Raw genomic sequence first — 21,462 nt, forward strand, 5'->3', positions numbered from 1 at the left:
GTCATCCGATGCTGGCCTCCACTCCAGCCAGCATCTTGAATCACAAAACAGATAAATCTGGAATCCCCTTTGATTCCGTCAAAGGGGGAACCGCTCTAAAGCAATTCCAGGAAAAGTGTGAAACGGTTTTCCATCCGGAATTGCGTCAAAACAAAAAGATAGAGCGGTTCGGCGTTTCCGTGAAACGCTGAACCGTTCCAGACCTCATCTTGCGCGAAAAATCCGGAAAGTCTTGCGAACAGTGACAGCCGCCGTCCGCGGCTCGCCACCTCGCCTGGCAGAAGACGCTCAGATATCCAGCACTTCCGTCTCGGCGAATTCCGCGCGTTCCTGGATGAAGCGGAAGCGGGCCTCGGGCTTGGTGCCCATCAGTGCGTCGACAGCATCCTTGGTCGCCGCCTCGGCGTCGATCACATCGACCCGCAGCAGCGTGCGCTTTCTCGGGTCCATGGTGGTTTCCTTGAGCTGGGCAGCCATCATTTCGCCCAGCCCTTTGAAGCGGCCGATTTCGACCTTGCCGCGCCCGGTGAATTCGGTGCGCAGGAGTTCGTCCTTGTGCGCGTCGTTGCGGGCATAGGCGACCTTGCCGCCTTGCCGGATCGAATAAAGCGGCGGCACCGCCAGATAGAGATGGCCGCCGCGGATCAGGCTTGGCATCTCCTGGTAGAAAAAGGTGATCAGCAGCGAGGCGATATGGGCGCCGTCGACGTCGGCATCGGTCATGATGATGACCCGGTCGTAACGCAGGTCCTCGTCGCGATATCTCGAGCGCGTGCCGCAGCCCAGGGCCTGGATGAGGTCGGATATCTGCTGGTTGCCGGCAAGTTTGTCGCTGCCGGCGCTGGCGACATTGAGGATCTTGCCGCGCAGCGGCAGCACCGCCTGGCTGGCGCGGTCGCGCGCCTGCTTCGCCGAGCCACCGGCCGAATCGCCCTCGACGATGAAAAGTTCGGCACCGGCGGCGGCATTCTGCGTGCAGTCGGCGAGCTTGCCGGGCAGGCGCAGCTTGCGCACAGCACTCTTGCGCGACACTTCCTTTTCCTGGCGGCGGCGCACCCGCTCGTCGGCACGCGCGATCACCCATTCGAGCAGTTTCGAAGCTTCCTGCGGATTGTCGGCCAGCCAGTGGTCGAACGGGTCGCGGATGGCGCTTTCGACGATGCGGATCGCCTCGATCGTCGCCAGCCTGTCCTTGGTCTGGCCGACGAATTCCGGTTCGCGGATGAACACCGACAGCATGCCCGCCGCCGAGATCATCACATCCTCGGAAGTGACGATCGAGGCGCGCTTGTTGCCGACCAAATCGGCATAGGCACGCAAGCCGCGCGTCAGAACGTTGCGGAACCCGGCCTCATGCGTGCCGCCCTCCGCGGTCGGGATGGTGTTGCAATAGGAATTGATAAAACCGTCGCCGCCGAACCAGGTCACCGCCCATTCGAGCGAACCGTGGCCGCCCTGCTTCTCGCTCTTGCCGGCGAACATTTCACGGGTCACCTGGAATTCGTCGCCGAGCGAGGCTTTCAAATAGTCCTTGAGGCCGCCCGGAAAATGGAATTCTGCCTTGGCCGGCGTCGTGTCCTTTTCCTTGATCAGCGAGGGATCGCAGGTCCAGCGGATTTCGACACCGCCGAACAGATACGCCTTTGACCGCGCCATGCGGTAGAGCCGCGCCGGCTCAAAAGCCGCGCCCTTGCCGAAAATCTGCTCGTCTGGATGGAAGCGGATCTTCGTGCCGCGCCGGTTGTGCACCTCGCCGAGCTGCTCCAGGCCGGTCACAGGAATGCCGCGCGAGAACTTTTGCCGATAAAGTTTCCTTCCCAGCGCGACCTCGACCTCGAGATGGTCGGACAGCGCGTTGACGACGGAAACGCCGACACCGTGCAGGCCGCCGGACGTCTCGTAAACCTTGCTGTCGAACTTGCCGCCTGAATGCAGCGTCGTCATGATGAGTTCGAGCGCCGGCTTCTTGAATTTCGGGTGCGGATCGACCGGGATGCCGCGGCCATTGTCGGTAACGGACAGGTACCCATCGGCGGAAAGCTCGACATCGATGAAGGTCGCATGGCCGGCGACCGCCTCGTCCATCGAATTGTCGATGACCTCGGCAAACAGATGGTGCATCGCCTTGTCGTCGGTGCCGCCAATGTACATGCCCGGGCGGCGGCGCACCGGCTCCAGGCCCTCCAGCACCTCGATGTCGGCGGCACTGTAGCTCTCGCTGGCGTCACGGGCCGCCGGCCGCTTCGCCGCCTGCACCAGCGGGTCGGCTGGGCGCGCGGCGGCGCGAGCCGGTTGCGGCTGCTTGCCCAAATTGGCAAAAAGATCGTTGTTGTCGTCCATGCTGGTTCTGGATTCCGATGCTGCGAATCACCACCCGATACTGCCACGCTTTTCGCGGGCAGGCGACGGAGGTTCCTGTTACGTTCGAGGATAGAGCCTCTTACTGCAAAACCATTCGACAACCAAGCGGCGGAAATGGGGTCGAAGCCTGGAGCATCGACGTTTTGTAAACCCTGTCCGAAGGTTACGCCGGAAGATTGGCTGAAAAAACGGTATTTGCGGACTGTCGCTGATCTAGAATGCAGCGGAACCCTCATGAGGCTGTCGCTTAAGCATGTTGGATTACAGTTCGCTCCTGCTCGCGGCGGCGCTGTCGGGCACGTGCCTTAGCATCACCATGTTTGCGATCTGGTTCACCGCGCCACAGGCACGCTTTGTGCTGACGGTGGCGTGCGGCATTCTCGTGCTCGTCGCACATGTAGTGTTGTTCTGGCATTACACCAGGGATCCAAGCGCCTGGCTTTGCCAGATCGTGCTTGTGCTTCTCAGCCTCGGCTTCCTGATTATCTGCCTGTCGGCCATGCAATATCTCAGCATAGGCGACTACAGGCGAGCCATCTTGCCGACCTTGGTTGCGATGGCTGTTTGCGCGGGCGCGACGTATCTCGGGTTTGATGGTGTCGGCTTTATTGTCACCTACGCGACGGTAACGGCGCTGCTCTCGCTCATCGGGGCGATGTTCTGGATTGAGGGTGGTCACGATCGCCGGATATTGCTGGGCGTCTCGTTCCTGAGCGGCGTCTGTGCGCTGTCGTTCGGACTTTGCGGCGCGGTCCTGCTGGTCAAGGGCCAATGGGTGCTCGGTGTAGCACCGGACAATTGGGCCGAGCGGGTGAATTCCGTCGTGGCCGTCGCCTGCATGACCGGGCTCGGCGCATTGACGCTCTCCCTGCACCATTTGCAGGCGCAGATCGAACTTAAGGCCGAGACGATGACCGATCCATTGACCGGGCTGATGAATCGGCGGGCGTTGACGGCACTCTACGGCGAGCGGGTCTTCGGTCCGTTCACGTCCGTCGCCATGTTCGATCTCGACCATTTCAAGAGGACGAACGACGTATTCGGTCACCCGGTCGGCGACCAGGTCCTGCGCCGCTTCGCAGGGGTCATCAGGAAATACGCCAGAACCGGCGTCGACGCCTTCCGACTGGGCGGCGAGGAATTCGTCCTCGTCATGTCGCGGATGACGGAAGAGAAGGCCTATGATGTTGCGAGCAAGATCAGCGTCGCCTTCGGCACGGAAGTCGTGGCCACCCAGCTTGGTCCGTTGCGAAGCACAGTCAGTGGCGGCATCGGCTTTGGCGGAACAAGCGGCACCGGTCTCGACGATGTGCTGGCCGAAGCCGACGCAGCACTCTATGCGGCAAAGCGCGCCGGGCGAAATCGCGTCGTCGCCCGGGACCGGGCGAGCAAGTCCGACGGGCCGGCCTTGCGTTCTGCCTGATTGAAGCTTCTATCTTCTTGTTAGACCATGATCTTGTCCGAAAACCGGATTCCACTTTTCGGGATCATGGTCTATTCCGCCGCACCCAGATATTCCGACAGCGGCGGGCAGGAGCAGACCAGGTTGCGGTCGCCGGCGACGTTGTTGATGCGTGACACCGGCGGCCAGTATTTTGCCGCCGTATCGGCATCCCCGGCGGGGTAGGCCGCCTCCAGACGCGAATAGGGATGGGTCCACTGGCCGGCCAATGCCTCGGCGGCGGTGTGTGGCGCATTGACCAGCGGATTGTCGGCCAAGGGCCATTCGCCCTTCGCCACCTTGGCTGCCTCGCCGGCTATGGCGATCATGGCCTCGCAGAAACGATCCAGCTCGCGCTTGGGCTCGGATTCGGTCGGCTCGACCATCAGTGTGCCGGCCACCGGGAACGACATGGTCGGCGCGTGAAAGCCATAGTCGATCAGCCGCTTGGCGATATCGTCGACGCTGATGCCGGCGCTGTCCTTGAGCACGCGGGTGTCGAGGATGCATTCATGCGCAACGCGTCCGTTGCGCCCCTTGTAAAGCAGGGGGAAATGCTCGCCAAGCCGCGTCGCCACATAGTTGGCGGAGATGATCGCCGTCTCGGTCGCCTGCTTCAGGCCGGAAGCGCCCATCATGCGGATATACATCCAGGTGATCGGCAGGATCGAGGCACTGCCGAACGGTGCCGCCGCCACGGCATGGGCCGAGCCTTCGGTGACGTGGCCGGGCAGATATGGCTCCAGATGCGCCTTGACGCCGATCGGGCCGACGCCGGGGCCGCCGCCGCCATGAGGGATGCAGAAAGTCTTGTGCAGGTTCATGTGGCAGACGTCGGCGCCGATATCGCCGGGACGGGCGAGGCCGACCAGCGCGTTGAGATTGGCGCCGTCGAAATAGACCTGGCCGCCATGGCTGTGGACAAGGGCGCAGAGGTCGCGCGCGCCTTCCTCGAAGACGCCGTGCGTCGAAGGATAGGTGAACATCAGCGCCGCGAGGTCTTGCGCATGCTCGGCCGCCTTGGCCTGCAGGTCGTCCATGTCGATATTGCCGTCTTCGGTGCAGCGCACGACGACGACGCTCATGCCGGCCATGGCCGCGCTTGCCGGATTGGTGCCATGCGCCGAGGACGGGATCAGGCAGACGGTGCGATGGCCTTCGCCGCGCGACAGATGATAGCCGCGAATGGCGAGCAGCCCGGCATATTCGCCCTGGCTGCCGGCATTGGGCTGCAGGGTCACCGCGTCGAAGCCGGTGATCTCCGCCAGCCAGCCTTCCAGCTCGTCGATCATGGCGCGATAGCCTATCGAATGGTTTGCCGGCGCGAAGGGATGCAGGTTGGCGACATCAGGCCAACTCACCGGCATCATTTCGGCGGCGGCGTTGAGCTTCATGGTGCAGGAGCCGAGTGGGATCATGGCGCGGTCAAGCGCCAGGTCCTTGTCGGCCAGCCGGCGCAGGAAGCGCATCATGTCGGTTTCCGAGTGGTTTTCGCGGAAGACGGGCTGAGTGAGGAACTCCTTGCCGCGCGGTTTTCCTGGCATGGAACTGCCGGCGGCAACGCCGGCCTTGGCACCGAAAAGTGCTGCGATTGCCTCCAGATCGGCTTCGGTGGAGGTCTCGTCGAAGCTGATGCCGACATGGTCGGCGTCGATGACGCGCAGCAGCCGGCCGGTCTTTTCTGCGGCGGCGGCAATCGCGCCGGCTCTGCCCTTCACTTCCACGGTCACCGTGTCGAAGCGGCTTTCGCCGAGCACCGAAACGCCTGCTGCCTGGAGGCAGGCAGCCAGGCGGTTGGCCAGTGTGTGGACGCGGCCGGCAATCGCTTGCAGCCCGGCAGGGCCATGCCAGATCGCATAGGCCGTCGCCATGTTGGCGAGCAGCGCCTGTGCGGTGCAGATATTGGAGGTCGCCTTGTCGCGGCGGATATGCTGTTCGCGTGTCTGCAAAGCCAGGCGATATCCGGGACGGCCCTTGCTGTCCGTCGACTGGCCAACGAGCCGGCCGGGCATCAGCCGCGTCAACCTGTCGGACACGGCGCAATAGGCGGCGTGCGGCCCGCCAAAGCCCATCGGCACGCCAAAACGCTGCATCGGGCCAACGGCGATGTCGGCGCCAAGCCTGGCCGGCGCCTCGGTCAGCGTCAGGCCAAGCGGGTCGGCAATGAAGACGACCAACGCGCCGGCCGCGCGGGCCTTGTCGATCGCTGCCTTGTGGTCGCCATAGACGCCGAATGTATCGGGCCAGGAGACCAGCAGAGCGGCGGTATTGTCGTCGATCACCTCGCCGTCCACCTCGATGCCGAGCGGCTCGGCGCGGGTGCGCACGACGTCCAGCGTCTGGGGGTGCGGCGTGCCGGCCAGTGCCACCTTGGTGCGCTTGTCGCGATGATGGCGCAGCGCAATGCCGACAGCTTCGGCCACCGCCGTCGCTTCGTCGAGCAGCGAGGCCGATGCCACCGGCAGGCCAGTCAGTTCTGTCACCAGCGTCTGGAAGTTGAACAGCATTTCCAGCCGGCCCTGGCTGATCTCGGCTTGGTACGGCGTGTAAGCCGTATACCAGGCCGGGTTCTCGAACAGGTTGCGCTGGATCACCGGCGGCACATGGACGCCATGATAGCCGGCACCGATGAAGCTCTTCAGCACCGTGTTCTTTGCCATCGTCGCCGCGAGCTCGGTCAGCGCTTCCGCTTCGCTTGCGGGGGCGGGCAGGGCCAGCGGCCGGTCGAGCCGGATCGACTTCGGCACTGCCTGGCTGATCAGGGTCTCGACCGAAGGAACGCCGATCGTCGCCAGCATGGCTCTGACATCATGGAGGCCCGGGCCGATATGGCGAGCCGAGAAGGGGTAGGGTGCTGCGGTCATCTTCCTGGTCCTGCTATCAACCAATATGGGCTTTGTAAGCGGCTTCATCGAGGAGCCCATCGAGCTGGTTTTCATTGGCCAGCTTCATCTTCCACAGCCAGCCGTCGCCGGTTGCCGCCGAATTGACGAGCGAAGGATCCGATGACAGCGAGGTGTTGGCCTCGGTGATCTCGCCGTCGACCGGCGCGTAGACGTCCGATGCCGCCTTGACCGATTCGACCACCACGGCGGTGTCGCCCTTGGCCAGTTTTCTGCCCAATTCCGGCAGCTCGACGAAGACGAGATCGCCGAGCTGCTGCTGTGCGTAGTCGGTGATGCCGACGGTGGCGATGCCGCTCTCGACGCGCAGCCATTCGTGATCTTCGGTGAAATAGGTCTTTGCCATTGAAATCATCCTTTGCGGTAGCGATGGGGCGTGAAGGGCAGAGGGTGGATGTCGACCGGGATTTTCGTCCCGCGGACATCGGCGAACAGTTTTGCGCCGGATTTGGCAAGCGGCGTCTGGACGTAGCCCATGGCGACCGGATGACCGGCCGAGGGGCCGAAGCCGCCGGAGGTGACATGGCCGGCAGGGTCGCCGTCGGCATCGAAAAGGGCAGCACCGGCGCGCACCGGCTGGCGGCCTTCCGGCTTCAGGCCGACGCGTTTTTGCGCCGGGCCGCGCTCCAGGATGGCGCGCAGCGCATCGGCGCCGACGAACGCGCCGGAGGCGCGAACCTCCTTGGGGATGGCCCACATCAGCCCGGCGCTGGCCGGATCGATCTCCGGCGTGATGTCCAGCCCGTGCAGGCACAGTCCGGCTTCGAGCCGCAGGCTGTCGCGGGCGGCAAGGCCGATCCACATCACCCGCTCGTCCTCGAGCAGCCTGGTGACGAGGTTTCGCGCATCCGCTTCCGGCAGGCCGATCTCGAAGCCGTCTTCACCGGTATAGCCAGACCGGCTCATGAACCATTTTTCGCGCGGCTCGATGCCGTGCATGAACACCAGCGAACCGGTCTCGATGCCGGCGCGGGAGAGGGCGGCCCACGCCTCGGGGCCTTGGATGGCCAGGAAGACGCGGTCGAGTGCGTCCACCTTCACGTCGAAATCCCCGGCCAGTGCGCGCAGATGTTTTTCGTCGGCGGCGGCATTGCCGGCATTGGCGACCATCATGAAGCGCTCGGCGCCGAGCCTGGTGACGATCAGATCGTCGAGTATCCCGGCCGCCTCATTGAGGAAGAACGTGTATTTGGACTGGGAAATCTCAAGCGCGCCGGCATCGAACGGGCAGGCGCGGTTCAGAAGCGCTGCTGCGCCCGGGCCGCTGATTTCGAACAGCTTCATGTGCGAGATGTCGAACAGGCCGGCATGCTCGCGGCTGTGAAGGTGCTCCTTCATCACGCCGGCCGGGTAGGTCAGCGGCATCGACCAGCCGGCGAAGGCGCCGAAGCGCGCACCGGCTGCCATGTGCAGATCTTCGAGGGGAAGGTGTTTGGTGTCGCCCGTCATGTCATCTCCAGAGTCGCACGCAAGCGGTCGCGAATGGCGACCAGTCCGTGCCCCTCTGTCTGAAGCCTGAGAGACTCGCGCCCCGTAACTCTGTCGGCAGCGCTTACACCTTCGGCGCGGGGGCAAGCCCCGACTTTCCAGAGTGTCTTTCCCGTCTACGGTTCTTTTGCCTGAGAGATTTCGGGCGATTTCCCCTTCGGCGGCAGCTCTCGCTGCTCTCTCCCGCAAACAGGTAGGACTCGGTTAAGAGCCCTCGACTCGTCATCCATAGCCCGTGGACGACACCTTGTCACCTGCCAGCGACATTTTTACTGGCAAGTCTTCTTTGCGGGCCTTCTTTCCAGGCAAGCCTTCGCTAACCACGCCGCTTGCCGGTTTCTCAAGACCTTGCCGATATACCGGATAAGGACCGGCGATTGCGGCGGGCGGGGAAGAAAATGGGCGAATTGATCATGAGCGCGCCGATGGCCGTGCTGACCTCGAAAAATCGGATCACGGCTGAAGACGTGGTCATGCTGCGCGGCGAAGTGTTCGGCGACGGCGTGGTAACGCGCGGCGAGGCCGAGGCGCTGTTTGCACTCGACGCGACGGCGCGGGACAAATGCGCGGAATGGCTCGAGTTTTTCGTCGAGGCCGTCACCGACTTCATCGTCCACCAGGAACAGCCGGCCGGCTATGTTTCGCAGGAGAATGCCGACTGGCTGATCCGAACGATTTCGCGCGACGGCATGGTCGATAGCCGGACAGAACTCGAGTTGCTGGTGCACGTGCTGGAAGCTGCCAAATCATCGCCGAGCACGCTTTCCAGCTATGCGCTGGAGCAGGTCGCTCATGCGGTCGTGGACGGCCAGGGGCCGCTGATGACCGGCGGCGGCAGACTTATCCGCGGGTCGATTGCCAAGGCCGAGGTCGAGCTGTTGCGCCGCATCCTTTACGCCTATGGCGGCGATGGCAACATCGCCATCAGCCGCGCCGAGGCCGAGGTGCTGTTCAAGATCAACGAGCGGACAGCGGCGGCCGACAACGATCCGTCCTGGAACGATCTGTTCGTCAAGGCGATCGCCAATTTCGTCATGTGCTCGGCCGGCTACGAAGCGCCGATCCGCGATGTGGCGCTGCGCCGGGATTCCTTCTTCGAGCAGGCCGATCCGGAGATCGGCGGTTTCTTCAGCCGTATGGTGTCGGGCGGCCTGTCTGGCATTATGGAGGCCTATCGCTCACCGGGCGACGTCGAGGCCGAATGGGAATCGAAGAACAAGGCAGCCGAGGCTCTGGCCCGCCGCGCCGAGACGGTCGATGCCGGCGAGGCCAAATGGCTTGCTGAACACATCGGCGACCGGCCGCTGCAGGACAACGAGCGTGCGCTGCTGACCCTGATCAAGCACGCCTCGCCGGAAATACACCCTGCGCTCAAGCCGCTGATCGACAGGGTCGCTTGAACAAAAGGCACTGACTCGTTGGTACAATGCGGCGTCAGATGCCGCCGTACCAGTCGTAGCCATTGTCTTCCCAATAGCCGCCTCGGCCGCCGCCGAGATTGGCGAAGCCGTCGACCAGCTCGATCTTGTAGAGGTATTTCGGCATCTTGTAGCCGAGCTGGCGCTCGACGCGGACGCGCAGCGGCGCGCCATTTTCGACCGGCAATGGCTTGCCGTTGAGGCCATAGGCAAGGATCGTCTGCGGATGACGAGCATCGATCAGGTCGATCGAGCCGTAATATTTGATATCGCCGGCAAGGCTGCGGTCGATGGTGTCAAGGCAGTGGAACATGACATAGCGGGCCTGCGGCTTGACCACTGCCTGGTCGAGCACCAGCGACAGCGGCGTGCCGGTCCATTTGGCAATGCAGCTCCAGCCTTCGACGCAGTCGTGGCGGGTGATCTGCGTGCGGCTCGGCATGTTCATCAGCTGCTCGCGGCTCAGCGACAGCGGTTTTTCGACGAGGCCTGAAACCTCCAGCCGCCAGTCGGCGAAATCGCTGGCGAGCAGGCCTTTGTAATAGTCGTCGTCCGGTGCGGTGACACCGTTCGGCCGCTGCGGCTGGCGAATGTCGGCCTCGGTGAATTCCGGCGCCAGCGCATCGCGGCCGGCAAGCAGCCGCTGCGCCCGCCAGGTCAGGCCATTGGCGCTTTCGAGGAAGCTGCGCAGGCCGTCGCCGACGCCAAGCTGGCTGTCGAAGGCGTCGCAGCCCGACAGCATGATGCCGGAAAGGCCGAGGCTGGCCGAAGTCAGGAATTTTCTGCGGCTGATCTCGAATTTCGCCATGTCAGGCACTCCTCTCTGGCGCATTGTCGCCATGCGCCGGCGGGTCGGTTCGATACCAGCCGGTGATGATTGAGCGCAACTCGTTGATCGGGCCGGCGGCGAGGATCATCAGGATGTGGATGACGAAGAAGGCGACGAGCAGCAGCATCACCGTGAAGTGGATGGTGCGCGCCGTCTGCCGGCCGCCGAGTACGTCGTTCAGGAATGGCAGCACCGAGTTCATGCTCGGCGACATGGCAAGGCCGGTGATGATCATCAGCGGCAGCAGCAGGAACAGCACGCCGCCATAGGCCATCTTCTGCAACGTGTTGTATTCGCGCTTGTGGTGGAATCTGAACCTGGCGTGCTCGACGATGTCTCGCGGCAGCCGCCTGATATCGTCGAGGCGCGGGGCAAGATCGCGCCGCAAATGGCCGTTGATCAGGCTGGCGACCAGCCAGACCAGCAGCGTGGTGGTCAGCACCCAAGCAAAGAAGAAGTGGACGACGCGCGCGGTGCCGAGATCGTAGTAGGAAGGGATCGTTGCCCAGGACGGGAAGGCGCGGGAGGTCTCCTGGCCGGCCGGACCCGACCAGCCTAGTACGCCGGTGGTATCGAAGCGCTTGCCGAAGATTTCGGTGTAGCCGCGCGGGCCGCTTGCGGTGTTCTCGGCGCCGATGGCGAAGATGGTGTTGTTGTAGCCAAAGCCCGACTCCTTGCCGATGTAGAGCTGCGGGCGGGCGTTGAAGATCTGCAGGCCGGAAAGCAACATGAAGAACAGCGCGATCGCCCACAGCCAATGCGTCAGCCGTGTCCAGCGCGACTGGCGATAGATCAGCGTCGCATCCGTCGAAGCAGCGCTATCTGCTCCGGTGCTGGCTTCGCCTCTGGCAACCGATTCCATATCTTCCTTGCCTCCCTGCCAAGCGGTTCCGCATGGCCTGTCAGATCTCTTCTCCTCCCAATACGTCGCCAGCCTAAGCGATGTTTCACCCGATCACGGATTTATTGCCGACTGCCGAGGCTGACGGCGAGATTGACCGCGGCTGCCACGATGACCGTGTTGAAGAAGAACGACAGGATCGAATGCACAAGCACGACACGGCGCATTTGCGAGGTCGTGATGTTGGTGTCGGCGGTTTGCGCCGTCATGCCGATCACTGTCGCAAAATAGAGGAAATCCGAGCCTTCCGGCCGTTTGCCGCCCGGGAAGTCGAGGCCGCCGACCGGAATTTTCTTTTTGGTGTCGCCATCCATCGCATCGCCGTCCAACCAATAGAGATGCGCGTAGTGAAGCGCCGCCATCGCATGGATGGTCAACCAGCCAAGCGGGATAGACAACAACGCCACCGTAAGCTCGACGGGATCCGCGCTCTTCTCCCTGTTGATCAATTGAAACAACGAGATGATGGCAACAGCGACCACAACCAGGGTGACCGCGAAGATGGCCAGCACCGGCAGGTCCGTGTCGCCTGCATTCTTGCGCAGGTAGCTGCCGGTAAGCCGCGGCATGTGGGCGACGACAAGACAGAGATAGGCGGCAAAGAACACATTGGCGCCGATCGAATAGGCAAGCGGCGCGCGCCAGATCAGCGCCGCGCCGAAGGCTGCCACGCCGATGCAGGCCGACAGCGCGAACGGCGTGTGGCGTTGCATGGGCATCTTGGTCGGGGTGCCGGTCGTCATGGTTCTCAGTCCGCTGAGGCCGATTTCAGCGCTCGCCGCAAGATGCGGTCAAGTTCGCCAAGGAATCGCGAGCGGTCCTGAGGCGCGAAGCTCGAATTGTAGCCCTTGCTTTCGCCAGTCTCGCGCAGGTGCTGCTTGAGGTCGCGCATCGCCACCGCCATGCCGATCGTTTCCGGCGTAAATGGGCGTCCCGTCGGGCCGAGCACATGGGCGCCAAGCGCCACCGCACGGGCGGCAAGCGGGATGTCGGCGGTCACCACAATGTCGTTGGACCGGGCATTTTCGACGATCCAGTCGTCGGCGGCGTCGGCGCCCTTGGAGACGACGACATTGCGGATCATCGGATCGCGCGACGGACGCAAGCCGCCATTGGAAACGAAGGTAACGACGACGCCGTGCCGCTCGGCGACTTTTTCGACCTCGGCCTTCACCGGGCAGGCGTCGGCATCGACGAGAATAGCGGGTGCGGGCATCGTTGTTCCAAATGTGAAAGAGCCGGGCGGCGTCGCCCGGCTCGATCGATGATAGTCGAGCGGCTACTAGGCCGGCAACGCGCCGGATCTCTTCGCGGTCCAGGTGGCGATATAGTCCATCAGGCCGGGATTGAGGCAATCGTAGGGCTCGAGCCCGATCGACTTCAGCTGTGACCTTATACCGTCCATGCGGCTCGGATCGACACCGGATTCGATGATCGAGGAAACAAAGGCGGTGAAGCCCGGCGGCGACCAGCCGTCTTCCTGGAAGCGTTCCGGATGGATGAAGGACAGCCCCTTGAAAGCGTGGTCGCGCTCGACCGGGCCGTGCATATGGACGCCGCAGCCCGTGCAGGCATGGCGCAGGATCAGCGCGCCCGGATCGACGATCTTCAGCTTGTCGCCGTTTTCGGTCACCGTCACGTCGTTTGTAGCGGCAACCGCCACGACCGAGAACAGTGCGCCTTCCGGCTTCCAGCATTTGGTGCAGCCGCAGGCATGGTTATGGGCGATCTGGCCCTTGACCTTCACCTTGACCGGGTTGCTGGTGCAGGCGCAGACCAGCGTGCCGCCGGCAAAGTCGGGCTTTTCCCGTGGCAGGCCATTGTCGATTTTAGGATGCAGTTTTTCCGGCATTTTTGTTTCCTCCCTTGGTTCTATGCTGGTTCCGTTTCGATTACCGCTTCATTCTCCATACGGTGTTCTTGCTTGACGCGCTCAACCACCTTGAGCGCTTTGCTCAGATATGTATCGCGCACGAGAAACGATATTTCTTCTCTGCCGCGGTCGATCTCATCGAGGTCGATGCGAACGCGGTTGTTGTTCCTAAGCGCTACCCAAAGATGTTCGCCGAATTGCCAGCTCTGCATACTGAGCGACTCGCTGAAATTCGGATATCGGATCCGAACCCGGATCAGTACCTCCTTCAATAGACTACCACGCTCCTGATCGACTTGCCTTCATGCATCAGGTCAAAACCCTTGTTGATGTCCTCGAGCTTCAGTGTGTGGGTGATCATCGGATCGATCTCGATCTTGCCATCCATGTACCAGTCGACGATCTTCGGCACGTCGGTGCGGCCGCGCGCGCCGCCGAAGGCGGTGCCCATCCAGGTGCGGCCGGTGACCAGCTGGAACGGCCGCGTCGAGATCTCCTGGCCGGCGCCGGCAACGCCGATGATGACCGACTTGCCCCAGCCGCGGTGGGACGATTCAAGCGCCTGCCGCATGACTTTGGTGTTGCCGGTGCAGTCGAACGTGTAGTCGGCGCCGCCGATCTGGTCGGCGCCGCGCTTGGTCATGTTGACGAGATGAGCCACGATATCGCCGTCGATCCCCTTCGGATTGACGAAATGCGTCATGCCGAATTTCTCGCCCCATTCCTTCTTGTCGTTGTTCAGATCGACGCCGATGATCATGTCGGCGCCGGCCAGGCGCAATCCCTGGATGACGTTGAGGCCGATGCCGCCGAGGCCGAAGACGACGGCCGTCGCGCCTTGCTCGACCTTGGCCGTGTTGATCACAGCACCGATGCCGGTGGTGACGCCGCAGCCGATGTAGCAGATCTTGTCGAACGGTGCGTCCGGGTTGACCTTGGCCACCGCGATCTCGGGCAGCACGGTGAAATTGGAGAAGGTCGAGCAGCCCATATAGTGGAACAGCTTGTCCTTGCCGATCGAGAAGCGCGAGGTGCCGTCGGGCATCAAGCCCTGTCCCTGCGTGGCGCGGATCGCGGTGCACAGGTTGGTCTTGCGCGACAGGCAGGACGGGCACTGCCGGCATTCCGGCGTGTAGAGCGGGATGACATGGTCGCCCTTCTTGACCGAGGTGACGCCCTTGCCGACGTCGACGACGATGCCGGCGCCCTCATGGCCGAGGATCGCCGGAAACAGGCCTTCCGGGTCGGCGCCCGACAGCGTGAACTCGTCGGTGTGGCAGATGCCGGTTGCCTTGATCTCGACCAGCACCTCGCCATCGCGAGGGCCCTGGAGGTCGACCTCCATGATCTCCAGCGGCTTTCCGGCGGCGACGGCGACAGCGGCGCGCGTTTTCATCAGGCAATCCTCCCAAGACAGTCTGCAATCCAGGTTAGATTTAACTTACCATTCAGCTCTGCGCTATGCACGAAGCGACGTTCCGACCCCGGATTTTCGTCAGCGCCCGCCGATTTGCATCCGGGATAGGCTCCGACTTTGCCTTGACCGGCCCCCTGAAGCCCATAAAACGGGAAGCCCGTAAAAGAAGGGCAGCCGAGGGACGAGGCCTGCATGTTCACAAAGATCCTGGTCGCCAACCGTGGCGAGATCGCCTGCCGCGTGATCAAGACGGCGCGCAAGATGGGCATCGCCACCGTCGCGGTCTATTCCGACGCCGACCGCGACGCTGTGCATGTCGAAATGGCCGACGAGGCGGTGCATATCGGGCCTTCGCCGGCTGCGCAAAGTTATCTGGTCCCGGAAAAGATCATCGCCGCCTGCAAGGCCACAGGAGCAGAGGCCGTGCATCCCGGCTACGGTTTCCTGTCCGAGCGGGCATCCTTCTGCGAAGCGCTGGAGCAGGAAGGCATTGTCTTCATCGGCCCGAAGCCCAAGGCCATCAAGGCGATGGGCGACAAGATCGAATCGAAGAAGTTCGCCAATGCGGCCAAGGTGTCGACGGTGCCCGGCTGGCTCGGCGTCGTCGAAAACGCCGCCCATGCCGAAAGAATAGCCGGCGAAATCGGCTATCCCGTGATGATCAAGGCCTCGGCCGGCGGCGGCGGCAAGGGCATGCGCATCGCCTGGAGCCAGGCAGAGGTGCGCGACGGCTTCGACCGGGCGCGGTCGGAAGCCAAAAGCTCGTTCGGCGATGACCGCGTCTTCATCGAAAAGTTCATCGTCGATCCGCGCCATATCGAAATCCAGGTGCTCGCCGACGCGCTTGGCAACACGCTCTATCTCGGCGAGCGCGAATGCTCGATCCAGCGCCGCAACCAGAAGGTCGTAGAGGAGGCGCCGTCGCCATTCCTCGATGCCAAGACCCGCAAAGCCATGGGCGAGCAGTCGGTGGCGCTGGCCAAGGCGGTCGACTACCAGAGCGCCGGGACGGTCGAATTCATCGTCGACAGCGACAAGAACTTCTATTTCTTGGAAATGAACACGCGCTTGCAGGTCGAGCATCCGGTGACGGAACTCGTCACCGGCATCGACCTGGTCGAGCAGATGATCCGCGTGGCAGCCGGCGAAAAGCTCGCCATCAAGCAGAGCGACGTCAAGTTGAACGGCTGGGCGGTGGAAAGCCGCCTCTATGCCGAAGATCCGTATCGCAATTTTCTGCCGTCGATTGGCCGGCTGACGAGATACCGGCCGCCGGAAGAGGGAAAATTCGGCGAAATCGTCATCCGCAACGATACCGGCGTCACCGAAGGCTCGGAAATCTCGATGTTCTACGACCCGATGGTCGCCAAGCTGTGCACCTGGGCGCCGACACGGCTGGCGGCGATAGACGCGATGTCGGAAGCGCTGGACAGTTTCGTCGTCGACGGCATCGAGCACAACATACCGTTCCTGGCGGCGCTGATGCAGCATCCGCGCTGGCGGGAAGGTCAGATATCGACCGGGTTCATCGCCGAGGAATACCCCGACGGCTTCGCGCCGATCGTGCCAGACGCCGAGGAGAAAGCGGTGCTGGCCGCGATTGCCACCGCGGTGGAACTGCTGCGCCGCGACCGGCTCGACCGGCTGGGCGGGCGGCTGGCGCCGCATTCGGGTGCCTTGAAACGCGATTGGGTGGTGAAGATCGGCCGGGATTATCTTTCGGTGGCCATCGTCGAAGGCATGATTTCCATTCCGATCGAGCTTGACCTGTCGATCGACGGCGGCGAGCCACTGACGGTGACCTCCGACTGGCGGCCGGGCGATCTCATCTGGCGCGGCACGGTCGGCGGCCGCAAGGTCGCGGCGCAAGTCAGGCCGGTGCTGAACGGGTTCCGCATCGCCTGGAAAGGCATGTCGGTGACAGGTCGCGCCATGCTGCCGCGCACCGCTGAGCTCGAAAGGCTGATGCCTGAAAAAATCGCGCCGGATACCTCAAAGATGCTGCTCTGCCCAATGCCCGGCCTCGTCGTGTCGATCGCCGTTGTCGAGGGGCAGGAGGTCAAGGCCGGCGAGACGCTTGCCGTGGTCGAAGCGATGAAGATGGAAAACGTGCTGCGCGCCGAGCGCGACCTCATCGTCTCGAAGCTCAACGCCAAGCCCGGCGACAGCCTTGCGGTCGATGCGGTGATCATGGAATTCGCGTGAGGCTAAAACCGCCTTGATACTCTTCCAAGGTTGGCGGGACAGTGCCCCCCTCTGTCCTGCCGGACATCTCCCCCTCCAGGGGGGAGATCGGCAGCTTCGGGGACAGTGCCCCTTCTGCACCCTACGAGATTGGCGAAGCCGAGATGACAGCCAATCTCCCCACTAGAGGGGGGAGATGTCCGGCAGGACAGAGGGGGCGCGAAGGAACGCGACCTTGCAATTGGTTGGGCACGCCCAATGGAGGAGGGAGAAGGCGAGGCCGTCAGGAATTGGCTTTTTTGCCCTCACAACGTATTTTGTTCTTGCTTTGTGCCGGCAGCTATGCTACTAATTTGCGTATGGGGCTAATTGGCTCCAACGACCCGCCTTTGAGGCGGGTTTTGTGTTTCAGGCTTCTTTTCGACTAGCGCGGTGAGTGCTGTGGACCTAGCTCGGCTCCTCGTGCCACGGCTCGACGTCGCAAAAGGCGTCAATCCAGGCATAAAAACTTGGTGCAATCTCATCGACGGTTCCAAAGTCGTGATCGAAGAACCAAATTGCCCGCATGTCGGCGCTGTCATCGCCAAGCTGGTCTGCATTGAAGCAGAACTTGTTTCCGGACGAATCGCTCGCGATAGCTACAAGCCGATCAGGCATCCCGATCTCACGCCAGCCAAGCGTTTCCTCAACTATCTCCTTCGGAGAATAGAAGTTAGCAAGATCATGCAGATCCAGTTTACGCTCGACGATCGCGTGTAAAAGCGCGATTGTGGGCCGAGGCAACCCGACGTCAAGTACTGCTTGTCGATAGTCTTCGGGAAAGTGGACGCCTAGCTGCCGCTCAGCAGCACCCAAATCCTCCTCCGAGACTGACTCAGGGGGATATGTAGTCCACTTCTCAACGAATCGCGAAAGTGACATGCGCGCTACCTTCCAACACGGAGTAGGCTTAGCAGCTTGGGAACGCATGGCAACGTCCGCTTCCCAAGCCATCTCGGTGAACCCCAGTTTATGGATTCACGGCCCAATCACTACCGCTGGACTCGTGTTATCTGCTGCCGGACAATACATCTTCATCGACTGAGTCCTTGCGAGGCGGCGCGAAAAAACCATGGCGGATGAGAGACTTCCACGCGATCCCTTGCTGCGCGAGGCCTATGCAAAGGCGTCACGGGCGGAGGCGGCGGCGCGTCGGTTCATTCATCTGCGCGTGCATTCGGCCTATTCGCTGCTCGAAGGTGCCTTGCAGCTCGGCAAGATCGTCGGCCATGCAGTGCAGGACGAGTGCCCGGCGATCGCCGTCACCGACACCAACAATCTGTTCGGCGCACTGGAATTCGCCCAGAAGGCGGTGAAGGACGGCATCCAGCCGATCATCGGCTGCCAGATCGACCTCGCCTTTTCCGGCGAGGCGAGCGACAGCCAGCGCGACCGTAGGCGGCAAGGACCGGAGATGCGGTCCGTCGTCCTGATCGCCGCAACCGAGGCCGGCTATAGCAATCTGGTCAGGCTGGTCAGCCGCGTCTACCTCGAGACACCGCCCGGTGAAGCGGTGCATCTGACGAGCGAGATGCTGCAGGGCCATTCCGACGGTCTGATCTGCCTTACGGGCGGGCCGCGCGGTCCGATCGGCACTGCCTTGAAAGAGGATCGCCGCGAACTCGCCGAGACCCGGCTCCTGGCGCTCAAGAGCCTGTTCGGCGACCGTCTCTATGTCGAGCTGGAGCGCGTCTCCGGCTACGACCGCACGATCGAGCAGTCGTCGGTCGATCTCGCCTACCGCCACGATCTGCCGCTGGTTGCCACCAACGAGGCGTTTTTCTTCTCTCGTGAAGACTATGAGGCGCATGACGCCCTGATCGCCATCGCCGAAGGCTCGGTAGTTGCGGCCGACAATCGCCGCCGCCTTTCGCCCGACCACTTCCTGAGAAGCCAGGCCGATATGGCGAGGCTGTTCGCCGACCTGCCGGAAGCAATCGACAACACCGTCGAGATCGCGCTGCGCTGCTCGTATTACCCGAAGACGCGCAATCCGATCCTGCCGCGCTTTGCCGGCCGCGATGTCGCCGACGCCGATGCTGCGGTCAAGGCGGAGGCGCAGGAGCTTGCTAGGCAGGCGCATGAAGGGCTGGAGGCGCGGCTTGCGGCGCATGGGCCGACGCCCGGCTATACAGTCGAGCAATATCGCGAGAGACTGGATTTCGAGCTCGGGGTCATCGAGAAGATGAAATATCCCGGCTATTTCCTGATCGTCGCCGACTTCATCAAATGGGCCAAGGCACAAGGCATTCCGGTCGGCCCGGGCCGCGGTTCAGGCGCCGGCTCGCTGGTCGCCTATGCCACGACTATCACCGACATCGACCCGCTGCGCTTTTCGCTGCTGTTCGAGCGCTTCCTCAATCCCGACCGCGTGTCGATGCCCGACTTCGACATCGACTTCTGCCAGGACCGCCGCGAGGAGGTCATCCGCTACGTCCAGCAGAAATACGGCCGCGACCAGGTCGGCCAGATCATCACCTTCGGGACACTGCAGGCGCGCGCGGTGCTGCGCGACGTCGGCCGCGTCCTGCAGATGCCTTACGGCCAGGTCGACAAGCTGAGCAAGATGGTGCCGTCGAACCCGGCCAATCCGGTCAAGCTCGCCGACGCCATCGCCAACGAGCCGCGCTTTGCCGAAGAGGCGGAGCGCGAGCCGATCGTGCAGACGCTGCTCGACACGGCGCAGAAGCTGGAAGGTCTCTACCGCCACGCCTCGACGCACGCCGCCGGCATCGTCATCGGCGACCGGCCGCTGTCGGAGCTGGTGCCGATGTACCGCGATCCGCGCTCGGACATGCCGGTCACGCAGTTCAACATGAAATATGTCGAGCAGGCCGGGCTGGTGAAATTCGACTTCCTTGGCCTGAAGACGCTGACGGTGCTGGACAGGGCCGTCAAGCTGATCCGCCGCCGCGGCATCGAGATCGATCTTGCCCACATTCCGCTCGACGACCCCGAAACCTACGCCATGCTGTCGCGCGGCGAGGTGGTCGGCGTGTTCCAGGTGGAAAGTGCCGGCATGCGCAAGGCGCTGATCGGCATGCGGCCCGACTGTATCGAGGACATTATCGCGCTGGTCGCGCTCTACCGGCCGGGGCCGATGGAGAACATACCGACCTACAACGCCAGAAAGCACGGCGAGGAGGAGATGGCGTCGATCCACCCGAAGATCGACCATCTCGTCAAGGAGACGCAAGGCGTCATCGTCTATCAGGAACAGGTGATGCAGATCGCGCAGGAGCTCTCCGGCTATTCGCTGGGCGAAGCCGATCTGCTGCGCCGCGCCATGGGCAAGAAGATCCGCGCCGAGATGGACAAGCAGCGCGAGCGCTTTGTTTCGGGCGCGGTCGAGCGCGGCGTCGGCAAGCCGCAAGCCGACTTCATCTTCGACCTGCTGGCAAAGTTTGCCGACTACGGTTTCAACAAATCGCATGCCGCCGCCTATGCCGTCGTCTCCTACCAGACGGCCTATCTGAAGGCGCATTACCCGGTCGAATTCCTGGCCGCATCGATGACGCTCGACATGGGCAATACTGACAAGCTCGCCGATTTCCGCCAGGATGCGCTACGCCTCGGCATCGAGGTGGTGGCGCCGTCGGTGATGACGTCGTTCCGGGATTTCGAGGTCGGCGAGAACCGCATCTTCTATTCGCTGGCCGCGCTCAAGGGCGTCGGTGACGCGGCGGTCGAGCACATCGTCGCCACGCGCGGCGAAAAACCGTTCAAGAGCCTCGCCGATTTCTGTGAAAGGGTCGATCCGAAGATCGTCGGCAAGCGCGTCTTCGAAAGCCTGATCATGGCCGGCGCGCTCGACTGCTTCGGTCATGACCGCGCGGCGATGATGGCCGGCGTCGAGCGGATGATGGGGCTGGCGTCGCTGGCGCAGCAGAATGCCGTCACTGGCCAGCACGACATCTTTGGCGCCTCGCTCGGCGCACAGTCGCAGGCGCTCAACCTGCCGGCGACCGACCCCTGGCTCGCCGCCGACCGCCTGCACCGCGAATTCCAGGTGGTTGGTTTCTATCTCTCGGCGCATCCGCTCGATGAATACAAGGCGGCGCTGCAGAAAATGCGGGTGCAGACCTGGGGCGAGTTTTCGGCCGCCGTCAAACGCGGTGCTGCCGCCGGCCGGCTCGCCGGTACCGTCACCACCAAGCAGGAGCGCAAGACGCGCACCGGCAACAAGATGGGCGTCGTGCAATTTTCCGACACCTCAGGCCAGTATGAAGCGGTGCTGTTTTCCGAGGGGCTGGCGCAATACCGCGACCTGCTCGAACCCGGCCGCTCGGTGGTCATCACCGTTTCGGCCGAGGACAGGCCGGAAGGCGTCAATCTGCGCATCCAGACCGTGCAGTCGCTGGAGGACGAGGCAAGCCGCATCCAGAAGGCGTTGCGAATCTTCGTCAGGAATGACGCACCGGCATCGACAATCCAATCGCAGCTTGGCCAGCGTGGCGACAGTCAGGTGAGCATCATCGTTATCAAGGAAGGCGGCGAGGGCGAGGTCGAGATCGAGTTGCCCAACCGCTACCGCGTCTCGCCGCAGATTGCCTCGGCTATACGCGCTGTGCCGGGCGTGGTCGAGGTGGAGCTGGTCTAAGAGTTAGC

Annotated in this window: 17 protein-coding genes and 1 riboswitch; of the genes, 5 read left to right on the forward strand and 12 right to left on the reverse strand. The window is 62.9% G+C overall.

The window, feature by feature from the left end; all coding sequences use genetic code 11:
- On the forward strand, positions 1-191 hold a 191-nt coding region (locus NKH23_RS20420), incomplete at its 5' end, for a hypothetical protein (protein WP_353035261.1).
- 97 nt (positions 192-288) lie between these two features.
- Here NKH23_RS20420 and parE read toward each other — a convergent pair.
- Complete coding sequence (gene parE / locus NKH23_RS20425; protein WP_352719237.1) at positions 289-2,340, reverse strand: DNA topoisomerase IV subunit B; 2,052 nt, start codon at positions 2,338-2,340, stop codon at positions 289-291.
- Positions 2,341-2,614: 274 nt separating this feature from the next.
- Here parE and NKH23_RS20430 point away from each other — a divergent pair, with 274 nt between their 5' ends.
- Positions 2,615-3,784: a GGDEF domain-containing protein gene (locus NKH23_RS20430; RefSeq protein WP_353035263.1), complete on the forward strand. Its 1,170-nt coding sequence runs from the start codon at positions 2,615-2,617 to the stop codon at positions 3,782-3,784.
- 71 nt (positions 3,785-3,855) lie between these two features.
- On the opposite strand, the gene gcvP is transcribed toward NKH23_RS20430, so the two are convergent.
- From gcvP to gcvT, 3 genes are read right to left on the reverse strand one after another with little or no spacing between them, the layout of a single operon-like run.
- Positions 3,856-6,666, reverse strand: a complete 2,811-nt coding sequence (gene gcvP, locus NKH23_RS20435) for an aminomethyl-transferring glycine dehydrogenase (protein ID WP_352719239.1) — start codon at positions 6,664-6,666, stop codon at positions 3,856-3,858.
- Positions 6,667-6,682: 16 nt separating this feature from the next.
- Positions 6,683-7,051, reverse strand: coding sequence for a glycine cleavage system protein GcvH (gene gcvH / locus NKH23_RS20440; protein ID WP_352719240.1), 369 nt, complete (start codon positions 7,049-7,051; stop codon positions 6,683-6,685).
- Positions 7,052-7,056: 5 nt separating this feature from the next.
- On the reverse strand, positions 7,057-8,154 hold the full coding sequence (gene gcvT / locus NKH23_RS20445) for a glycine cleavage system aminomethyltransferase GcvT (protein WP_352719241.1): 1,098 nt from the start codon (positions 8,152-8,154) through the stop codon (positions 7,057-7,059).
- A 148-nt stretch (positions 8,155-8,302) separates the two neighbouring features.
- Positions 8,303-8,389: riboswitch (glycine riboswitch) on the reverse strand.
- A 202-nt stretch (positions 8,390-8,591) separates the two neighbouring features.
- Between gcvT and NKH23_RS20450 the strand changes: the two genes are divergently transcribed.
- Positions 8,592-9,593 carry a hypothetical protein gene (locus NKH23_RS20450; RefSeq protein ID WP_353035265.1) on the forward strand — a complete coding sequence of 334 codons (1,002 nt, stop codon included), beginning with the start codon at positions 8,592-8,594 and terminating at the stop codon, positions 9,591-9,593.
- 34 nt (positions 9,594-9,627) lie between these two features.
- Here NKH23_RS20450 and NKH23_RS20455 read toward each other — a convergent pair whose 3' ends face one another.
- From NKH23_RS20455 to NKH23_RS20485, 7 genes are all read right to left on the reverse strand, one after another.
- The gene (locus tag NKH23_RS20455) at positions 9,628-10,419 is read right to left on the reverse strand and encodes a molybdopterin-binding protein (protein ID WP_353027349.1); all 792 of its coding nucleotides are present in this window, start codon (positions 10,417-10,419) and stop codon (positions 9,628-9,630) included.
- 1 nt (position 10,420) lies between these two features.
- Positions 10,421-11,302: a cytochrome b/b6 domain-containing protein gene (locus NKH23_RS20460; protein ID WP_353027350.1), complete on the reverse strand. Its 882-nt coding sequence runs from the start codon at positions 11,300-11,302 to the stop codon at positions 10,421-10,423.
- Positions 11,303-11,403: 101 nt separating this feature from the next.
- Complete coding sequence (locus NKH23_RS20465; protein WP_353027351.1) at positions 11,404-12,084, reverse strand: DUF1345 domain-containing protein; 681 nt, start codon at positions 12,082-12,084, stop codon at positions 11,404-11,406.
- Positions 12,085-12,089: 5 nt separating this feature from the next.
- Positions 12,090-12,557, reverse strand: coding sequence for a YaiI/YqxD family protein (locus tag NKH23_RS20470; protein WP_353027352.1), 468 nt, complete (start codon positions 12,555-12,557; stop codon positions 12,090-12,092).
- Between the two features lie 66 nt (positions 12,558-12,623).
- The gene (gene gfa, locus NKH23_RS20475; RefSeq protein WP_353035267.1) at positions 12,624-13,193 is read right to left on the reverse strand and encodes an S-(hydroxymethyl)glutathione synthase; all 570 of its coding nucleotides are present in this window, start codon (positions 13,191-13,193) and stop codon (positions 12,624-12,626) included.
- A gap of 20 nt (positions 13,194-13,213) precedes the next feature.
- Entirely contained in the window at positions 13,214-13,486 is a 273-nt protein-coding gene (locus NKH23_RS20480) for a hypothetical protein (RefSeq protein WP_352451332.1), read from the reverse strand.
- Positions 13,483-14,610 (reverse strand): S-(hydroxymethyl)glutathione dehydrogenase/class III alcohol dehydrogenase, encoded by a 1,128-nt coding sequence (locus tag NKH23_RS20485; protein WP_353035269.1) that lies wholly within the window; start codon positions 14,608-14,610, stop codon positions 13,483-13,485. Before NKH23_RS20485 ends, NKH23_RS20480 begins: the two co-directional genes overlap by 4 nt.
- A gap of 213 nt (positions 14,611-14,823) precedes the next feature.
- Here NKH23_RS20485 and NKH23_RS20490 point away from each other — a divergent pair, with 213 nt between their 5' ends.
- Positions 14,824-16,836, forward strand: a complete 2,013-nt coding sequence (locus NKH23_RS20490) for an acetyl-CoA carboxylase biotin carboxylase subunit (protein WP_353025462.1) — start codon at positions 14,824-14,826, stop codon at positions 16,834-16,836.
- 426 nt (positions 16,837-17,262) lie between these two features.
- On the opposite strand, the gene NKH23_RS20495 is transcribed toward NKH23_RS20490, so the two are convergent.
- Positions 17,263-17,808 (reverse strand): SMI1/KNR4 family protein, encoded by a 546-nt coding sequence (locus tag NKH23_RS20495; RefSeq protein ID WP_353035271.1) that lies wholly within the window; start codon positions 17,806-17,808, stop codon positions 17,263-17,265.
- A 118-nt stretch (positions 17,809-17,926) separates the two neighbouring features.
- Here NKH23_RS20495 and dnaE point away from each other — a divergent pair, with 118 nt between their 5' ends.
- Positions 17,927-21,454: a DNA polymerase III subunit alpha gene (gene dnaE, locus NKH23_RS20500; RefSeq protein ID WP_353025458.1), complete on the forward strand. Its 3,528-nt coding sequence runs from the start codon at positions 17,927-17,929 to the stop codon at positions 21,452-21,454.
- The last annotated feature ends 8 nt before the right edge of the window (positions 21,455-21,462 follow it).

The organism is Mesorhizobium sp. M1328 (assembly GCF_040318075.1).
GTDB lineage: Bacteria > Pseudomonadota > Alphaproteobacteria > Rhizobiales > Rhizobiaceae > Mesorhizobium.